At 69.9% G+C, this 15,744-nt stretch carries 14 protein-coding genes; 5 read left to right on the top strand and 9 right to left on the bottom strand.

Features of this window, described 5'->3' with window-relative positions; translation table 11 throughout:
- The first annotated feature begins 1 nt into the window (after position 1).
- Together arsB and arsH are read left to right on the top strand one after the other, a co-directional pair.
- Positions 2 to 1,081 (top strand): ACR3 family arsenite efflux transporter, encoded by a 1,080-nt coding sequence (gene arsB, locus VES41_RS21245; RefSeq protein ID WP_324821217.1) that lies wholly within the window; start codon positions 2 to 4, stop codon positions 1,079 to 1,081.
- A 7-nt stretch (positions 1,082 to 1,088) separates the two neighbouring features.
- Positions 1,089 to 1,826 carry an arsenical resistance protein ArsH gene (gene arsH / locus VES41_RS21240; protein ID WP_324821215.1) on the top strand — a complete coding sequence of 246 codons (738 nt, stop codon included), beginning with the start codon at positions 1,089 to 1,091 and terminating at the stop codon, positions 1,824 to 1,826.
- A 48-nt stretch (positions 1,827 to 1,874) separates the two neighbouring features.
- On the opposite strand, the gene VES41_RS21235 is transcribed toward arsH, so the two are convergent.
- The 9 genes from VES41_RS21235 to VES41_RS21195 form a co-directional block, all read right to left on the bottom strand.
- Complete coding sequence (locus tag VES41_RS21235; protein WP_324821213.1) at positions 1,875 to 3,188, bottom strand: MFS transporter; 1,314 nt, start codon at positions 3,186 to 3,188, stop codon at positions 1,875 to 1,877.
- Positions 3,185 to 3,742: an isochorismatase family protein gene (locus VES41_RS21230; RefSeq protein WP_324821211.1), complete on the bottom strand. Its 558-nt coding sequence runs from the start codon at positions 3,740 to 3,742 to the stop codon at positions 3,185 to 3,187. The genes VES41_RS21235 and VES41_RS21230 overlap by 4 nt, the downstream gene beginning before the upstream one ends.
- 44 nt (positions 3,743 to 3,786) lie before the next feature.
- The gene (locus VES41_RS21225) at positions 3,787 to 4,248 is read right to left on the bottom strand and encodes a MarR family winged helix-turn-helix transcriptional regulator (protein ID WP_324821209.1); all 462 of its coding nucleotides are present in this window, start codon (positions 4,246 to 4,248) and stop codon (positions 3,787 to 3,789) included.
- A 113-nt stretch (positions 4,249 to 4,361) separates the two neighbouring features.
- Complete coding sequence (locus VES41_RS21220) at positions 4,362 to 5,540, bottom strand: Gfo/Idh/MocA family oxidoreductase (RefSeq protein ID WP_324821208.1); 1,179 nt, start codon at positions 5,538 to 5,540, stop codon at positions 4,362 to 4,364.
- Positions 5,537 to 6,565, bottom strand: a complete 1,029-nt coding sequence (locus VES41_RS21215) for a sugar phosphate isomerase/epimerase (RefSeq protein ID WP_324821206.1) — start codon at positions 6,563 to 6,565, stop codon at positions 5,537 to 5,539. Before VES41_RS21215 ends, VES41_RS21220 begins: the two co-directional genes overlap by 4 nt.
- 13 nt (positions 6,566 to 6,578) lie before the next feature.
- The gene (locus VES41_RS21210; protein ID WP_324821204.1) at positions 6,579 to 7,544 is read right to left on the bottom strand and encodes a substrate-binding domain-containing protein; all 966 of its coding nucleotides are present in this window, start codon (positions 7,542 to 7,544) and stop codon (positions 6,579 to 6,581) included.
- A 77-nt stretch (positions 7,545 to 7,621) separates the two neighbouring features.
- Positions 7,622 to 8,644 (bottom strand): ABC transporter permease, encoded by a 1,023-nt coding sequence (locus VES41_RS21205; protein ID WP_324821202.1) that lies wholly within the window; start codon positions 8,642 to 8,644, stop codon positions 7,622 to 7,624.
- Positions 8,625 to 10,133, bottom strand: a complete 1,509-nt coding sequence (locus VES41_RS21200) for a sugar ABC transporter ATP-binding protein (protein ID WP_324821200.1) — start codon at positions 10,131 to 10,133, stop codon at positions 8,625 to 8,627. The genes VES41_RS21205 and VES41_RS21200 overlap by 20 nt, the downstream gene beginning before the upstream one ends.
- Positions 10,130 to 11,326 carry an ROK family protein gene (locus tag VES41_RS21195; RefSeq protein WP_324821198.1) on the bottom strand — a complete coding sequence of 399 codons (1,197 nt, stop codon included), beginning with the start codon at positions 11,324 to 11,326 and terminating at the stop codon, positions 10,130 to 10,132. The genes VES41_RS21200 and VES41_RS21195 overlap by 4 nt, the downstream gene beginning before the upstream one ends.
- Before the next feature lie 257 nt (positions 11,327 to 11,583).
- Between VES41_RS21195 and VES41_RS21190 the strand changes: the two genes are divergently transcribed.
- The 3 genes from VES41_RS21190 (at position 11,584) to VES41_RS21180 (ending at position 15,738) form a co-directional block, all read left to right on the top strand.
- Positions 11,584 to 12,753, top strand: coding sequence for a CoA transferase (locus VES41_RS21190; protein ID WP_324821196.1), 1,170 nt, complete (start codon positions 11,584 to 11,586; stop codon positions 12,751 to 12,753).
- Positions 12,754 to 12,844: 91 nt separating this feature from the next.
- Positions 12,845 to 14,968 (top strand): acetate--CoA ligase family protein, encoded by a 2,124-nt coding sequence (locus tag VES41_RS21185; protein WP_324821194.1) that lies wholly within the window; start codon positions 12,845 to 12,847, stop codon positions 14,966 to 14,968.
- A gap of 32 nt (positions 14,969 to 15,000) precedes the next feature.
- The gene (locus tag VES41_RS21180; RefSeq protein WP_324821192.1) at positions 15,001 to 15,738 is read left to right on the top strand and encodes an enoyl-CoA hydratase/isomerase family protein; all 738 of its coding nucleotides are present in this window, start codon (positions 15,001 to 15,003) and stop codon (positions 15,736 to 15,738) included.
- The last annotated feature ends 6 nt before the right edge of the window (positions 15,739 to 15,744 follow it).

Genomic DNA, 15,744 nt, shown 5'->3' with positions numbered 1-15,744 from the left:
GATGAGCACTTCCTCCAACGTCGCGTCATCGTCGCCGCCGACTGCCGCCATCGGCCTCTTCGAGCGCTACCTGACCGTGTGGGTCGCCTCATGCATCGCCGTCGGCATCGCCCTGGGCCGGCTGCTGCCGGAGTTCTTCCAGTCCGTCGCCAGACTCGAGGTGGCCAAGGTGAACGTTCCCGTGGGCCTGCTCATCTGGCTCATGATCGTTCCGATGCTGCTGAAGATCGACTTTCGCGCGCTCGGGCAGGTCACCTCGCACTGGCGCGGCATCGGCGTCACGCTTTTCGTCAACTGGGCGGTCAAGCCGTTCTCGATGGCGCTCCTCGGGTGGATCTTCATCCGGCACGTATTCGCGCCATACCTTCCGGCAGATCAGCTCGACAGCTATGTGGCGGGCCTCATCCTGCTGGCAGCGGCGCCCTGCACTGCCATGGTGTTCGTATGGAGCCAGCTGTGCCGGGGTGACCCGTACTTCACGCTGTCGCAGGTGGCGCTGAACGACGCCATCATGGTCATCGCGTTCGCGCCGGTCGTGGCCATGCTCCTGGGCCTTTCCTCCATCGCGGTTCCCTGGGGCACGCTGGTGGTGTCGGTCGGTCTCTACATCGTCGTGCCGGTCATCATCGCGCAACTCGCTCGCAGGGCGCTCCTGCGTCGCGGCGCCGCGCACCTCGAAACCGCGCTCGCCAGGCTTGCGCCGCTTTCCATCGCCGCGCTGCTGCTGACGCTGGTCCTGCTGTTCGCTTTCCAGGGAGAAGCCATCCTGGCCCAACCGATCGTCATTGCGCTTCTGGCAATGCCCATCCTCATTCAGGTGATCGTCAACTCCGGACTGGCCTACGTGCTCAACCGCCGGCTTGGCGTCAAGCACTGCGTTGCCGGGCCATCCGCGCTCATCGGCGCAAGCAATTTCTTTGAGCTGGCCGTGGCCACGGCCATCGGCCTGTTCGGCTTCCAGTCCGGCGCGGCGCTCGCAACGGTCGTCGGGGTACTCATCGAGGTGCCGGTGATGCTCGCCGTGGTTTCGGTCGTGAACCGATCGCGGAACTGGTATGAAGCCGGACAAACCCCAACCTGACCGCGACATGGCGCCGAACACACCCCTCCCAGACTCCTCGGCGTTTCCCGCCCTCGACGCCGCGCTGTTCGACGTCCCGGCGCCCGAACGCCTGGGCGTGCATGAACCTTCCCCGCACAAGCCGCGCTTCCTGATGCTCTACGGCTCGCTGCGCGAGCGCTCGTACAGCCGGCTGGTGACGTTCGAGGCGGCGCGACTGCTCGAAGCGATGGGCGGCGAGGTCAAGGTGTTCGACCCCGCGGGCCTGCCCTTGCCCGACAGCGCGCCGGACACGCACCCCAAGGTTCAGGAACTGCGTGACCTCGCGCGCTGGGCCGAAGGCATGGTGTGGACTTCGCCGGAACGCCACGGCGCGATGACCGGCATCATGAAGGCGCAGATCGACTGGATTCCGCTGGCCCTGGGCGCCGTGCGGCCCACGCAGGGCAAGACGCTCGCGGTGATGCAGGTCTCGGGCGGCTCGCAGTCTTTCAACGCCGTCAACCAGCTGCGTGTGCTCGGCCGCTGGATGCGCATGATCACCATTCCGAACCAGTCCTCGGTGGCCAAGGCGTACCAGGAGTTCGACGAAGCCGGGCGCATGAAGCCGTCGAGCTACTACGACCGCATCGTCGACGTGATGGAGGAGCTGCTCAAGTTCACGCTGCTCACGCGCGGCGTCAGCGGCTACCTGGTCGACCGGTACAGCGAACGCAAGGAAAGCGCGGCGGCGCTGTCCGGCAGGGTCGACCAGCAGTCGATCTGAGCCGTGGCCCCGCCCGGCGGCCCCGTGGCGGCCCGGCGAGCCGGCACGTCAGGACGCCGCCGCGCTGGTGGGTGCCGGCACGGCATCGACGGCCGGCGCGGCGCCCGCGGCCGGCTGGACGCTGTAGCGCAGCCGGCGCCCTTCGCGGCGCAGCCGCAGCCCGCGGTACTTGACCATGTAGCGCAAGCCGATCAGCGCCGAGCCGAGCCCGGCCGCCGCGGCCACGCCGAGCGCCCAGCGCGGGCCGAAGGTGTCGGCCACCCAGCCCACCACCGGCGCGCCCACCGGCGTGCTGCCCAGCAGGATCGCCAGCAGGATGGCGATGACGCGTCCGCGCAGGGCCGGATCGGTCGACAGCTGCACCAGGCTGTTGGTGGACGTGGTCAGCGTCTGCGCCGCCACGCCGGTGATGATCAGCGCCAACCCGAAGCCCAGCACATGCGGCATCAGCGCGGCCGCCAGGCAGCCGAAGCCGAACACGGCGCTGCCGATCACCAGCAACCCGAGCCGGGGCTGCGCCCGGCGCGCCGCCATCAGCGCGCCGGTGACCGAGCCGATGGCCATGGTCGACGACAGCAGGCCGTACTGGCTGGCCCCGCCATGGAAGGCGCTGACCGACATGGTCGAGATGAAGATCGGGAAGTTCAGGCCGAAGGTGGCGACCAGGAACAGCATGGCGAGCACCGCGCGCAGGTCCGGGCGGTTCCAGACATAGCGGAAGCCCTCCATCAGCGAGCCCTTGCGGCGGCTGGCGACGCCTTCGCGCGCGAACAATTCCTGCTTGCGCAGGCTCGCCAGACCCGCCAGCACGGCGACGTAGGACAGCGCGTTGAACAGAAAGGCCTGCCCCGGTCCGGTGGCGGCGATGACCATGCCCGCCACGGCCGGCCCGACCATGCGCGCCGCATTGAACGAGGTCGAGTTGAGCGCCACCGCGTTCGACAGGTCGGCCTCCGACACCAGTTCGGCCACGAAGGTCTGGCGCGCCGGCGCGTCGAAGGCGGCCACGCAGCCGAGCAGCAGCGCGAACACGTAGACGTGCCACAGCTGCGCCAGCCCGCTGATGGTCAGCAGGCCCAGCCCGAGCGCCAGAAGGCCCATCGCCGTCTGCGTCGCCATCAGCAGCTTGCGCCGGTCGAGCCGGTCGGCGGCCAGGCCGGTCAGCGGCAGCAGCGCCAGTTGCGGGCCGAACTGCAGGGCCATGACGATGCCGACGGCGGTCGCGTTGTGGTCGGTCAGGTGCGTCAGCACCAGCCAGTCCTGCGCCGTGCGCTGCATCCAGGTGCCCACGTTGGACACCACCGCACCGGCCGCCCACAGGCGATAGTTGCGTACCTTCAGCGAGCGGAAGGTGCTGCTCACCTGCCCTCCAGCAGCGCCAGGATGTCCTGCGTGCGTCCGGTCTCGCCCAGCCGCGGGAAGATGCGCGTCACGCTGTTGGTGTGCGCCTCGAGATTGCGGTCGGTCATCGCGTCCACCGCCAGCGTGACGTTCAAGCCCAGTTCGACGGCATGGCGCGCGGTCGATTCGACGCCGGCGCTGGTGGAGATGCCGGCCACCACGACCTGCGTGACGCCGCGCTCGCGCAGCGCCGCCTCCAGGCCGGTTCTGGTGAACGCGCCCCAGGTCTTCTTGGTGATCCGGATGTCCTGCGGCTGAGCGCCGAGCGCGGGCACCAGTTCGGCCCAGTCGGCCGGTGGCGCAGGCCGCGCCGGCTGCGGTTCGGTGCGGCCGGGTGCGAACCCGTCGACGTTGACCAGCACCACCGGCAGGCCGTGGCGGCGAAAGGCGGCAGCGAGTTCGGCCGCGCGCGCCACCACGTCGGCGGCGGGGTGCACCGCCGGCATGGCGACGATGCCTTTCTGAAGATCGATGAGCACCAGGGCGGTCCGGGTGTCGAGGGTTGTGACTGGCATGGGTTCGTTTTCCTTGAATTCGTCGATGGCGTTGCGGCCGGGCGTCAGTCCAGCAAGCGCCGCATGAGCCGCATCGCCGCGGCCAGCTGCTTCTGCTCGGCCGGCGTGTAGCGGTCCTCGATGGCGTGCTGCAGCCAGTCCTCGCGCGCGGCGCGGACCTGGCGGAAGACCTGGCGGGTGTGCGGCGTGAGCGACAGCAGCGTGCGCCGGCCGTCGGCCGGATCGGGGCTGCCCTTGACGAAGCCGGCCTCGACCAAGCCCGCCACGGTGGCGCCCATCGACTGGGAGCGCACGCCTTCGGCCAGCGCCAGTTCGGTCACGGTGGCGCCGTCGTGGCGTTCCAGGCGCAGCAGCACGGCGCGCTGCGACTCGCTCCAGTCGGCCCCCGAGGCCTCCTGGCGCAGACGCCGGCGCAACTGCGAGGCGACCGTGCGCAGGTCCACCGCGAGCGCATGGACGGCGTCGGATTCTGTGGCGGGCGTGGCTTCGGCGAGGTGGGCGGGCATGCGGACAGGTTCCTCCGTGGCGCCTGCCCGCGGCTGGTGGGCAGGATAACTACGAAGTTTAACTGTCTATTAACATTCTTGCAGAGGGACGGGAATTGCCCTCGACGGGCCTGCTACCCCACCGGCCACCACTTCCTGTCGCTCGCCGAGGACGCCACCGCCGCTTCGATGAAGCGCACGCCGCGCGCGCCGTCGCTCACGTCGGCGTAGCCGCGCTGCGTGCCCTCCGCGCGCGCCGCGGGATCGGCGCAGATCGCGTCCGCCACCGCCAGGTAGATGTTCGCGAATGCCTCGATGAACGCCTCCGGATGGCCGCTGGGCAGGCGCGTGGCGCGGCGCGCGGGCTCGGCCAGCCAGGGCGAGCCGCGCGTGAGCAACTGGCGTGGGCCGTCCAGCGGCAGGAACTCCAGTTCGTTCGGCGATTCCTGCCGCCAGCTGATCGAGCCCTGGCTGCCGAACACGCGCAGCCGCAGGTCGTTCTCGCAGCCGGTGGCCACCTGCGAGCACATGAGCACGCCGCGCGCGCCGCCGGCGAAGCGAAGCAGCAGGCTGGCGTCGTCGTCCAGCCGGCGCCCGGGCATGAAGGTGTGCAGGTCGGCGCTGATGGCCTCGACGGCCAGCCCGGTCACCGTGGCCGCGAGGTTCTCGGCATGCGAGCCGATGTCGCCCATGGCCCCGGCAATGCCGCTGCGCGCCGGGTCGGTGCGCCAGTCGGCCTGTTTGTTGCCCTCGGCCTCGGCGCGGGTGGCCAGCCAGCCCTGGTGGTACTCGACCACCACGCGGCGGATGTCGCCCAGCTGCCCGGCGCGCACCATCTCGCGCGCCTGGATCACCATCGGGTAGCCGATGTAGTTGTAGGTGACGGCAAAGACGATGCCCCTGGCGCGCGCGATGCGCTCGAGCTCGGCGGCCTGGGCGGCCGTGTGCACCAGCGGCTTGTCGCACACGACGTGCAGGCCGGCCTCGGCGAAGGCCTTGGCGACTTCGTAGTGCACGTGGTTGGGCGTGACGATCACCACCAGCTCGGCGCGTTCGGCCGCCGGCAGCGTCAGCTCGTGCGCCAGCAGCGCCTGCCAGCTGCCATGGGTGCGCGATTCGGCCATGCCGAGCTCGCGACCCGAGGCGATGGCCCGCGCCGGGTCGGACGACAGGGCGCCCGCCACCAGCGCATAACGCCCGTCGAGCGCCATCGCATGGCGGTGCACCGCACCGATGAAGGCGCCCTGCCCGCCGCCCACCATGGCCGCGCGCAGCCGCCGCGGCCCGGCACCCGCCTTGGCGGCGGCGATCATCCCGCCATCCCTCCCGTGGCCTGCCGGTCACGGTCGAACACCGCATCGAAGGCACCGGCCGCCGCGGGAAAATCCAGCCGCTTGCAGAAGGCCGCGCTCTCGGTCGCGCCGTGCACGCGGTCCATGCGGCTGTCCTCCCACTCCACGCTCAGCGGGCCGGCGTAGCCGATGTCGTTGAAGGCGACGATGAGCGACTCGAAGTCGATCATCCCGCGCCCGACGCTGCGGAAGTCCCAGTTGCGCCGCGCGTCGCCGAAGGCCGTGTGGCCGCCGAACACGCCCACCGTGCCGTCGCCCTTGCCCCACCAGACGTCCTTCATGTGGACGTTGTAGATGCGGTCGGCGAACCGGCGCACGAAGCCCACGTAGTCCACGCCCTGGTAGCCCAGGTGGCTGGGGTCGAAGTTGAAGCCGAACCGGCGATGCCCGCCGACCGCCTCGATCGCGCGCTGCGCCGAGGCGGCGTCGAAGGCGATCTCGGTCGGATGCACCTCGAGCGCGAAATCGACACCTTCGGCCTCGAATGTGTCGAGAATCGGACGCCAGCGCGTCGCGAAGTCCTCGAACCCCTTGTCGATGAACGCCTGCGAGGTGGGCGGGAAGGCGTAGACCGCGTGCCAGATCGACGAGCCGGTGAAGCCGGTGACGGTCTTCACGCCCATGCGCGCGGCCGCCCGCGCCGTGTCCTGCATCTCCCTGGCCGCGCGCTGGCGCACGCCCTCGGGGTCGCCGTCTCCCCAGATGCGCTCCGGCAGGATCGCCTTGTGGCGTTCGTCGATCAGGTCGCACACCGCCTGCCCCACCAGGTGGTTGCCGACGGCGAAGCACTGCAGCCCCGCCGCCTCCAGCACCGCCCGCTGCGAGCGGGCGTAGCTGTCCGAGCGCAGCGCCTCCCGGACGTCGAAGTGGTCGCCCCAGCACGCCAGCTCCAGCCCGTCGTAGCCCATGCTGCGCGCCAGCGGCGCCAACTCCTTCAACGGCAGATCGGCCCACTGGCCGGTGAACAAGGTAACGGGTCTGGCCATCTCTGAACCTCCGTCAGAAGGGTGAATCCGGGAAGTAGAAGTCCTTGGCGTTATCCTTGGTGATCAGCACCGACGGAATGATCGTCTTCTCGGGCAGCTTCTGCCCCTTCAGGCGCGCCTCGGCGGTGATCTTGATGGCGTCGTAGATGAACTTGGGCGAATACGACACGTTGGCCTGGATGCGCGGGTCGGTGCCGTCCATCAGCGTCTTGACCATCTCCTTCATGCCGGCGCCGCCGAACACGATCTTGATGTCGGTGCGCTTGGCCTGCTCGATGGCCTTGAGCACGCCAACGGCCATGTCGTCGTCCGCAGCCCAGACCGCATCGATCTCCTTGAAGCGGGTCAGGTAGTCCTGCATCACCTTGAAGGCGTCGTCGCGGTTCCAGTTCCCGTGCTTGGCGTCCAGCAGCTTCATGCCCGGGTGCTGCTTGAGCACCGCCGTGAAGGCGTCCATGCGCTCGTTGTCGATGGTGGTGGGGATGCCGCGCAGCGCGACGATGTTGCCCTTGCCGCCGAGGGCCTTGACCAGGTACTCGGCCGGGATGCGGCCGAAGGCGGTGTTGTCGCCCGACACGTAGGCGTCCTGCGCGCTCGGGTCGGTCAGCCCGCGGTCGACCACGGTGACGTAGACGCCTTTCTGCTTGATGCGCGCGACCGGCTGCGTCAGCGCCGCCGACTCGAACGGGAAAACGACCAGCGTGTCGATCTTGTTGGCCGTCACCAGGTCCTGCAGCTGGTTGGCCTGCTCGGACGCATTGGCGGCCGTCTTGACCGTCACCTTCATGCCCGGGTGGGCCTTCTCCAGGTCCTTCTTTGCCTGGTTGGCCCAGTACACGATGCCGGCGGTAAAGGCATGCGTCGCGGCCGGAATCGCCACGCCCACGTTGGGCGCCTTCTGCTGGGCGGCGGCGCCGCCGCTGCCGACGGCGGCCAGGGCCGCGACGGCCAGGCCGAGCATGTGGTTGCGGAACTTCATGGTCTGTCTCCTCAGGGGTCGTTGGTGGAACGGAAGGAACCGGGCGGCCGCCCGGGCGGAAAAAACTTGTTGCCGGGTCAGCGCCGCTTCTTTCTCTGGGTGAAGGCCACCGCGATGATCACGAAGCCCTGCACCGCGGCATTGAGGTACACGCTGATGATGTTGGTCAGGTTGAGGATGTTGCCGATCACCGACAGCAGCACCGCGCCGACCACGGTGCCGCCGACGCTGCCGGCGCCGCCGCGCAGCGCGGTGCCGCCGACGATCACGGCGGCGATGGCCTCGAGCTCCCACAGCAGCCCGGTGGTGGGCGACGCCGAGCCCAGCCGCGGCACGTACAGCAGCGTGGCCACGCCCACGCACAGCCCGAGCAGCACGTAGGTCAGCACCTTGACGCGGTCCACCTCGACCGCGGCGTAGCGCGCCACCTGCTCGTTGGAGCCGATCGCCTTGACGTAGCGGCCGAACGCGGTGCGGTCGAGCAGCAGCACGCCGGCCAGCGCAACCGCCACGAACACCCAGACCGGCACCGGCACGCCCAGCGCGCTTGCGTAGTACACGGGCGCGTAGGTGTCCGCCAGGTTGTTGGCCAGGGTGATGGCGCCGCCGTCGGCGAAATAGGTTAGGTAGGCGCGGAAGATGCCCAGCGTGCCAAGCGTGACGATGAACGGCTCGATGCCGCCGCGCGTGATGAGCAGCCCGTGCGCCAGCCCGAACAGGCTGCCGAGCACGAGCGCGAACACCATGCCGACCAGCACGCAGGCCAGCGGCGACAGGCCCGACGCCGCCAGCCAGTTCATCAGCAGGATCATGCAGCCGGCGATGAGCGCCGCCATCGAGCCGACCGACAGGTCGATGCCGCCCGAGATGATGACGAAGCACATGCCCACCGCGATGATGCCGATGAACGCCGTGCGGGTCAGCACGTTCATCGCGTTGTCGATGCTGGCGAAGTCGGGGTTCAGCGCCCAGCCGGCCAGGCACACCACCAGCAGCCCGATGACCGGGCCCAGTGCATGCAAGCGCCCGCGCCACGTGGTGCTGCGCGGCACTCCGGCGCGGGTGGCGCCGGGCGTTGTTTCAGTGGGTGCCTGTGGCATGGGCGATCAATTCCTCTTCGGTCAGGGCCTCGTTGGGCAGCACGGCCTGCAGCCGTCCGCCGCGCATCACCGCGACGCGGTGCGCCAGGCCGATCAGTTCCATCAGTTCGGACGAGACGACGATCACGCCCCGGCCCTGCTCGGCCAGGCGGCGGATCAGCAGGTAGATCTCGCGCTTGGCGCCGATGTCGACGCCGCGCGTGGGCTCGTCGAGCACCACCACGCGCGGCTCGGGCTGAAGCACCTTGGCCAGAGCCAGCTTCTGCTGGTTGCCGCCCGACAGCGAGCCGGCGCGCACGTCGAGCGCACCGGTGCGGATGCCGTATTCGGCCACCGCGGCGCCGAGCGCGGCGCGCTCCCGGGCGCGGTCCAGCCAGGGCGCGGCATAGCGATCGAGGTCCATCAGCGTCAGGTTCTCGGCCAGGCCGAAATCGACGTGCAGGCCCTTGCCCTTGCGGTCTTCGCTGAGGTAGACCAGGCCCAGGCGCGCCGCCTGGCCGGGGCTCGCGATGCGTACCGCCCGGCCATCGATCGCCACCCGGCGCGCGCTCGATGGACGCAGGCCCAGCAGGCCTTCGAACAGCTCGGTCCGCCCGGCGCCGACCAGCCCGGCGAAGCCAAGCACCTCGCCCGGGCGCAGCGTGAAGCTCACGTCCTGGGCCCAGCCGGGCACGCTCAGCCCCTCGACCTCTAGCAGTGGCGGCACCTCGGCGCCAGCCGGCGGCGTGCGCGGCGGGTACAGGTCGGACAGCTCGCGGCCGACCATCAGCTGCGCCATCTGCAGCCGCGTCAGTGCCGCGGTGGCGTCGCGCGCGACGAATCGTCCATCGCGCAGGACGATCACCTCGTCGCAGATGCGCTCGACCTCGTCGAGCTTGTGCGAGATGTAGACGATGGTCACGCCCTCGGCCTGCAGCCGCTTCATCAGTGCGAACAGCCGCTGCGTCTCGCCCGGCGTGAGCGTGGCCGTGGGCTCGTCCATGATCAGGATGCGCGCTTTCTTCGACAGCGCCTTGGCGATCTCCACCAGCTGCTTCTCGGCCACGATCAGCTGGCGCACGGGCGTGTCGGGGTGCACCGCCAGGCCGACCTCGTCCAGCACCTGCGCCGCGCTGCGGCGCATGGCCGCATCGTCGAGCAGGAAGCGGCCGCGCTTCTCGTGGCCCAGGTGGATGTTCTGCGCCACCGTGAGGTCCTCGGCCAGGTTGAACTCCTGGTGGATGAGCACGATGCCGTGGTTCTCCGCCGCGCGCGGCCCGGCGAACTGCACCGCCTCGCCGTCCACGCGCAGCTGCCCGGCGCTGGGCGACTCGTAGCCCGAGGCGATCTTCATCAGCGTGGACTTGCCCGCTCCGTTCTCGCCCAGCAGGCCGACGATGCGTCCCGGCGCGAGGTCGAAGCTCACCCCGTGCAGCACCTGCACCGGGCCGAATCGCTTGACGATGCCGTCGAAGGCCAGTGCGGGCACGGGCTGCGCTGCGGCGTTCATCGCTGGGCCCTGCGCAGGCTTTCCTGCATGGCGAGGGTGGCGGCGCCGATGATGCCGGCGCGCTCGGCCAGCGGCGTGTACTGGATCTCCAGCTGGCGCGTCGACAACGGCAGCGAGCGCTGGTAGACGCTCTGGCGCACGGCGGCCAGGAAGGACGGGCCGAAGCGCTGCACGCTGCCGCCGATGAACACGTGCGACGGGTTGTAGAAGTTCACCACCGAGGCCAGCATCTGGCCCACCTGCAGTCCGGCGCGCTGCACGATGGCGTTGGCCGCCACGTCGCCCGCGCGGCTGGCCTGCGCGACGTCGGCCAGGCGCAGCGTGCCCTGCTCGTCGAGCAACGAGCGCAGCATCTGGCTCTGGCCCGCGCGCGCGGCCTCCTCCGCCAGGCGGGCGATGGCACGGCCGCCGGCCATGGCCTCGACGCAGCCGACGTTGCCGCAATGGCAGCGTGGGCCATGCGGGTCGACGCAGATGTGGCCGACGTCGCCGGCCGACCCGCTGGCGCCGCGGTAGACCTCGCCGTGGCAGACGATGCCGCAGCCGATACCGGTGCCGACCTTGATGACGACGAAGTTGGCCATCTGCCGCTGCATGCGCCACAGCTCGCCCAGGGCCATCACGTTGACGTCGTTGTCCACCCACACCGGGGCGGCGAAGTCGGCGCGCAGGTCATCGCGGATGGCGTACGAATCCCATTCGGGCATCAGCGGCGGATTGACCAGCTGGGCACGCTCGAAATGCACCGGCCCCGGTACGCCGATGCCGATGCCGATCACCTCGTGCGGCTTGCGCCCGCAGCGCGCCAGCAGCTCGCGCATCAGGACCCGAACCCGGGCGAGCACCCGCGCCGGGCCGTCGCGCACGTCGGCCGGCTCGCTGTGGTGAGCCAGCATCTCCATGTCCGGCGCCAGCACGCCGACCTCGAGCCCGGTCGCGCCCATGGCCACCCCGACCAGCACGCCGAGCGACGGGGACAGGCGCAGCGTCTCTGCGCGGCGCCCGCCCGTGTCCTGGCGCGCCGCCGCGGTCTCGATCAGGCCCTGCTCGAGCAGCGCAGCCACGGCGGCATTGGCCCGGCTCTTGGACACGGCCGCGCCCTGCGCGAGCCCCGTGCGCGAGATGCCGCTGGACCAGAACACGCGGTCCAGGAGAGTGGCTTCCTTGTTGCTGAGTTGTCTCCAGGCTTCCATTGTCTTGAACGCCTTGTTGCGGCGCGTGGCGGATCGTAGGAGGCCGAGTTTGAATCAGCAAGAGCGAATATCGACCCGAAACGGGCCAAAGTGCCGAACGCTTGCGGAGACGACAGCACGCGGGGGGAGTGGTCCGGAATCGCTCGTTAGGGCACAATGCGTTCACATATTATAAAACTCGTGTTCCATTTTATGGAATTGCATTCAACCACCGGAACGTCGATCCGAAGGGTCGACCCGTCTCAGGCATCGACTTCATGACACCTTCCGAGACCCCTGTCCTGCCCTTGTCCGGTGTACGCGTCGTCGAGTTCTGCTCGACCGCCTCCGGCCCGTTCTCGACCATGCTGCTGTCCGACATGGGGGCAGAGGTCGTGAAGATCGAGCCGCCCGCCGGCGACGGCCTGCGCCATTGGCCGCCGCTCAACGAGGGCTACAGCGAGAACTTCGCATCGCTCAACCGCAACAAGCGCTCGGCCGTGCTCGACCTCAAGGATCCGGGCGACGCTGCCCTGGCGCGCCGGCTCATCCTGCAGGCCGATGTGGTGGTCGAGAACAACCGCCCCGGCGTGATGGACCGGCTGGGCCTGGGCTACGCCAGCCTGTCGGCCGAGCATCCCCGGTTGCTGTTCTGCTCGATCTCGGCCTATGGCCAGAGCGGCCCGCGCTCGGGCGAAGGCGGCTTCGACCTCACGATCCAGGCGGCAGCCGGCGTAATGAGCGTCACCGGCGAGGCCGAGGGCGCGCCCGTCAAGTGCGGCGTGCCGCTGTCGGATTTCGCCTCCGGCCTCTACGCCGCGTTCTCCATCGCCTCGATGCTGGCGCACGTGCGTGCGGGCGGCCGCGGCGCGCACATCGACATCCCGATGTTCGGCTGCACGCTGGGCATCGCCGCGCTGCAGACCAGCGAGTACTTCGGCAACGGGCGCAGCCCCGTGAAGCTGGGCTCGGCGCATCCGCGCAATGCGCCATACCAGGCCTTCCGGGCCCAGGACGGGTACTTCGCCATCGCCGCGGGCAATCACAAGCTCTGGCTGTCGGTCCTCGCCGTGGTGGACATGCCGCAACTGGCCGACGACGCACGCTTTTCCAGCACCATCGGCCGCGCCGCCGATCAGGCCGCGCTCAAGGAGATCCTGGAATCGGTCTTCACGCGCCGCCCGGTGGCGCACTGGATCGAAGCCTTTCACGAAGCCGGCGTTCCCCACGCCCGCATCAACGACTATGCGGACGCGCTGGCCGATCCGCAGACCGCGCACATGGGCTGGGTGCAGCCGATGGACTTGCCCAATGGCCGGAGCACGCAGACCTTCGCCTCGCCGGTGCGGCTCAACGGCCAGGGCTTCCCGATCCGCCGCATGCCGCCCGCCCTCGGGCAGCACACCGACGAGATCCGCGCGCAGTACGCGGCGAAGGCGCAAACCTAGCGCCGCCCCGAACCCAAGGCGCGACCGCGCCGGCCGCGCGGCCCGGCGCATGGGCCGAAGCCGCTCTCCAAGTTTCCTGCAGGAGTTCAACGTGACCCCAACCTCATCCAGCGCGTCCATCAAGACCTTGCTCAACCCTCGTTCGGTGGCGGTGATCGGCGCCTCCGAAGACCAGACCAAGTTCGGCGGCCGGCTCTACAAGACCTTGCTGCAGCACAAGTACGACGGCGAGGTCTACCCGATCAACCCGGGCCGCGACACACTGTTCGGCCTCAAGACCTTTCCAAGCGTCGATGCCACGCCGCGTCCGCCCGAGATGGTCGTGATGGCGCTGCCACGCGACAAGGTCAAGGCCGAGATCGCCGCCTGCGCCGCGCGTGGGGCCAGGGCCGGGATCATCATCACCTCGAAGTTCTCCGACGCCGGCGCCGAAGGCCTGGCGCTCGAGCGCGAAGTGGTGGCCGTTGCCGCCGCGCACGGCATGCGCCTGATCGGCCCCAACTGCCTGGGCCTGATCAGCCCGGCCAACAGGCTGGTGCTGTGTTCCTCTCCCGCGCTCGACGTGGACCGCCTGATCGAGGCACCCATCGGCTTCGTGAGCCAGAGCGGCGCGCTGATGGGCACGCTGTTCGATCGCTCCCACGGCATGGGCATCGGCTTCTCGCATTGCGTCTCGGTTGGCAATCAGGCCGACCTGGAACTGTGCGACTTCGTCGAGTTCCTCATCGAGGACGATCGCACGCAGGTGATCTGCAGCTACGTCGAAGGCATCAAGTCGCCGCAGCGCTTCGTCGACCTCGCCCGGCGCGCGCGCGCCGTCGGCAAACCCTGGCTGATGGTCAAGGCCGGCGCCACCGACGACGGCAGCCGCGCGGCCTACTCGCACACCGCCAGCCTGGCCGGCGATTTCGCCGCCCTGCAGGCGATCTGCGCGCGCGAGAACGTCGTCATGCTGGACGATCCGCTGGACATGCTGAGCCTGGCGCGCGCCATGGTGCGCTACCCAGGTCGCCGCGTGCGCGACGTCGCGGTCGTCACCACCTCGGGCGGCGGCGGGGCGATCTCTGCGGACCAGCTATCGCACGCGGAAATCGGCCTGGCGCGCTTCGGCGAGGCCACTCGCGCCGGCCTGGCCGAACACTATTCCGACGGCCAGGCCGGCAACCCCATCGACATCGGCGGCCGCAAGCACGAGGGCACGGCCGAGCTTGGCGTGGTGACGGCCGAACTCGCGCTGGCCGATCCGGCCACGGACCTCGGTCTGATGGTCCTGACCACGGCGCCGGACGTACCCGGGCTGACGCGCCAGCTGGCCGATGGCGCCGAGCGTCCGGCCGCCGGCGGCAAGCCCACGCTGTACGTGATGCTGCCCGGCCGCGTGGCCACGCCCGCACGCCAGATGCTGGCCCAGCGCGGCCTGCCTTACGTGGACACCATGGCCGAGGCAATGGCGGTCCTGCGCGGGTGGAAATCCTGGTCGGTCCATCGCGAGCCGGACGCCCCCGTGCGCCCGCAAGGCATGGCGCACACCGCCGCTCCGGCCGAGGGCACGCTGGGCGAGGCCGACTCCAAGGCATTGCTGCTCGCCGCAGGCATTCCGGTCAACCAGGAACGCCTCGTGCGCAACGCCGACGAGGCGGTGGATGCCGCCGGCGCGCTGGGTTTCCCGCTGGTGCTCAAGGTGGCGTCGCCCGACATCGCGCACAAATCCGACGTGGGCGGCGTGGCGCTCGACATTGCGGACGCCGACGACCTGCGCGCGCGCCTGGCCGCGATGCAGGCCAGCGTCGCCCGCCGCGCTCCCCAGGCGCGCATCGCGGGCTATTCACTGCAGAAGCAGGAAAGCGGCGAGCTGGAGCTGATCGTCGGCGCGCGGCGCGACCCGCAGTTCGGCGCGCAGGTGGTGGTCGGCGCGGGCGGGGTGCTGGTCGAGCTGCTCAAGGACCTGGTCGTGCTGCCCGCGCCAGTGGATGTCGCCAGCGCGCGTCGCGCCATCGAACGGCTGAAGGTAGCGCCGCTTCTGGGTGCCTATCGCGGGCGCGGCGCACTGGACGTGGAGGCGGTGGTCGACACCGTCGTCCGGCTGGGCTGGCTGGCCCACGACCTCGACGCCGTGGGCCGCGACTTCGAGATCGAAGTCAACCCGCTCAAGGTTCGCCTGCAGGGCCATGGCGCGGTGGCGGTCGACGCCCGTGCGCGCATCGGCCGGGCCTGATTCATCCAACCGACTTTTTCAAGGAGACACGCATGTCGCAAATCACGATCGAACGCCACGGCAAGGTCACGCTGTTCACCATCAACCGCCCGGGGCGCAAGAACGCCATCTGCAAGGACACCGCGCTCGAACTGCAGGCGGGCTTCACCGAGTTCGATGCGTCGGAACAGCGCGTGGCCGTCATCACCGGCGCGGGCGAGGATGCGTTTTCCTCCGGGGCCGACGTGAGCAATCTGCCCGAGTTGTGGCGGTGCATTCCGGGCGCCGGCTTCACCACCGACAAGCCGATCATCGCGGCGACCGCCGGCTGGGTGGTCGGCGGCGCCATGGTGCTGACCATGATGTGCGACCTGGTGGTCGCCGCCGAAAGCACCCGCTTCTCGTACCCCGAGGCGCGCCTGGGCTTCACCGGCGGCATGATCGCCGGCCTGGCCGCGCGTATCCCGCACAAGGCGGCCATGGACCTGATGCTGCTGGGCCGCACCATGGACGCGCGGCGCGCCTACGACATCGGCCTCGTCAGCGACCTGGTCGCCACCGGCAAGCACCTGGAAGTCGCCATGGAGCAGGCCGGCACGCTGGCCGAGTCCGCGCCGCTGGTGCTCACGACCATCAAGCGCTTCGTCAACCAGCACGTGCTGCCCAAGAGCCCGGCCGAGTCGATGTCCGAGACGATGCGCCAGCTCAACGCAGTGCGCGAGAGCGCCGACACCCGCGAAGGCATGGCGGCCTTCCGCGACAAGCGCACGCCCCAGTACACGGGACGCTGACCGCGC

It is taken from the genome of Variovorax sp., from assembly GCF_035634955.1.
Lineage (GTDB): Bacteria > Pseudomonadota > Gammaproteobacteria > Burkholderiales > Burkholderiaceae_C > Variovorax.
The sequence above is the reverse complement of the archived record's forward strand: the minus strand, read 5'-3'. Positions and strand labels throughout refer to the sequence as shown.

Coding starts and splice junctions, on each gene's coding strand:
- arsB (WP_324821217.1), top strand. CDS start 2: ATGAGCACTTCCTCCAACGTCGCGTCATCGTCGCCGCCGACTGCCGCC.
- arsH (WP_324821215.1), top strand. CDS start 1,089: ATGGCGCCGAACACACCCCTCCCAGACTCCTCGGCGTTTCCCGCCCTC.
- VES41_RS21230 (WP_324821211.1), bottom strand. CDS start 3,742: ATGCCAGTCACAACCCTCGACACCCGGACCGCCCTGGTGCTCATCGAT.
- VES41_RS21225 (WP_324821209.1), bottom strand. CDS start 4,248: ATGCCCGCCCACCTCGCCGAAGCCACGCCCGCCACAGAATCCGACGCC.
- VES41_RS21220 (WP_324821208.1), bottom strand. CDS start 5,540: ATGATCGCCGCCGCCAAGGCGGGTGCCGGGCCGCGGCGGCTGCGCGCG.
- VES41_RS21215 (WP_324821206.1), bottom strand. CDS start 6,565: ATGGCCAGACCCGTTACCTTGTTCACCGGCCAGTGGGCCGATCTGCCG.
- VES41_RS21210 (WP_324821204.1), bottom strand. CDS start 7,544: ATGAAGTTCCGCAACCACATGCTCGGCCTGGCCGTCGCGGCCCTGGCC.
- VES41_RS21205 (WP_324821202.1), bottom strand. CDS start 8,644: ATGCCACAGGCACCCACTGAAACAACGCCCGGCGCCACCCGCGCCGGA.
- VES41_RS21200 (WP_324821200.1), bottom strand. CDS start 10,133: ATGAACGCCGCAGCGCAGCCCGTGCCCGCACTGGCCTTCGACGGCATC.
- VES41_RS21195 (WP_324821198.1), bottom strand. CDS start 11,326: ATGGAAGCCTGGAGACAACTCAGCAACAAGGAAGCCACTCTCCTGGAC.
- VES41_RS21190 (WP_324821196.1), top strand. CDS start 11,584: ATGACACCTTCCGAGACCCCTGTCCTGCCCTTGTCCGGTGTACGCGTC.
- VES41_RS21180 (WP_324821192.1), top strand. CDS start 15,001: ATGTCGCAAATCACGATCGAACGCCACGGCAAGGTCACGCTGTTCACC.